This is a genomic window from Bartonella sp. AA86SXKL, assembly GCF_042196885.1.
The window spans coordinates 1-1,511 of record NZ_JBHIRE010000080.1 but is presented as its reverse complement, the minus strand read 5'-3'; the positions used below and the strand labels follow the sequence as shown (position 1 = coordinate 1,511).

Below are 1,511 nucleotides of genomic sequence, written 5' to 3'. Positions count from 1 at the left end.
ACATAAGGGCTTAAAATTATTTTATACAACAGGTTCCACAAAAGCTATTTGACCAGATCACGTAAAAAATTACGCGTTATCTTAACGGCTTTAACAAGTGCTACTACGCCTGAAATGTTGAGAGCGCCTGCCTTTAAAATACACCCTCTTAAAGGTGAACTTACAGGGTACTATTCTATATGGATGAATGGAAATTGGCGTGTTACTTTTCGCTTTATAGGAACAGATGTGGAGCTTGTTGATTATCAAGATTACCATTGATGAGAGGAATGAAAGAAAATGATGCATAACCCCGCACATCCGGGTGAAGTTCTGAAAGTAGCTTTCTTAGAAGAAATGGGGATAACAATACAAAAATTAGCTGATCATCTCCATATGACAAGAGCTTCTTTATCAAGAGTGATTAACGGACATGCTTCTATAAGTACCGAGCTTGCTATTAAATTAGAATTAGCTGGTTTTAGTAAAGCAAAATTTTGGTTGGATATGCAAACAAACTATAATTTATGGCAAACAAAGCAACAGGCACAACCACCTATTTCTCTTCTTGTTTCTGATACACCTCAAACGCCGCTTTGATTTCGTTAATAATTTTGATGGTGCTTTGGTTTGTTTTTTTAGCTGCTGCCCATTGCTCTAACTTTTTTGTAGCTTTTTGATTGCTTCTATTGCAAGTCGTTTTCTATCGGCTGTTCTGGTACAAAGGGATGCCATTTTATCTTCTGTCCAGCCAAAAAGCGCTTTCATTTGTGAAACCGTAGCACCAGCATTGGCAGCACGTTTTGCTGCTAATTTTCGCAATCGGTGCGCTGATTTTTTAATACCCGCCGCATTACATGCTTCATGAAAGAGGTTGCCAAAACTTTCTTTGACAAGCTTATTTCCACCTTTACCACAAATGAATGTTTCATCACCTATGGGACCAATTTTAAGGGTTTCCTCTAGTTCTGATAAAATAGGAAGAAAAACATCTGTTTTAAATTGGCTCTTTTCTGTTTTTAAATGAATAATATTATCTGTTGTGATATCTTTCCAGCCGATACGAACGGCATCACCACGACGCAAGCCTGTATAAAGAAGAACATCAATCCAGACGCGTTCATGTGTACCATGTGACCAACGGTGATAATATTTGTCTATGTCCTCTTCTAGCCATGGCAGTAATCCCCCACTGTTTAAAGATTTTGGTGCTTTTAATTAAAAGCAGGATTTCTATTCAAAAGATCATTATCAACCGCCCAATTAAAGAGACTGTTTAAAGAGGTCAAAAAATGTTTTACCGCCGCGGGGGTCTCTCGCCTTCTATCTACGGCTTCAAGAATGTGTTGTTTGTTTATGCTTTTATATGCACGATCACCGATATGTTTAGAAACATTATTCAGAATTCGATATTTAATTTTTTTAGTAGATTCTAATTGATTATGCCATTGCATGCTTTGTAAATACTGATGCAATAACCAATCGAAAGAGCCTTTTGTAAGTCTGTTTATTTTCTTGGAGATGCCATTTTG

1 protein-coding gene and 2 pseudogenes are annotated in these 1,511 nt (G+C 37.1%); 2 read left to right on the top strand and 1 reads right to left on the bottom strand.

Going from position 1 to position 1,511, the window contains the following annotated elements; genetic code table 11:
* Window positions 1–261, top strand: a pseudogene (locus tag ACFIO5_RS09855) (type II toxin-antitoxin system RelE/ParE family toxin); the annotation flags it as partial.
* Between the two features lie 18 nt (window positions 262–279).
* Window positions 280–579, top strand: coding sequence for a HigA family addiction module antitoxin (locus ACFIO5_RS09850; protein WP_375618459.1), 300 nt, complete (start codon window positions 280–282; stop codon window positions 577–579).
* A gap of 57 nt (window positions 580–636) precedes the next feature.
* Here ACFIO5_RS09850 and ACFIO5_RS09845 read toward each other — a convergent pair.
* A pseudogene (locus ACFIO5_RS09845) lies at window positions 637–1,511 on the bottom strand (tyrosine-type recombinase/integrase); the annotation flags it as partial.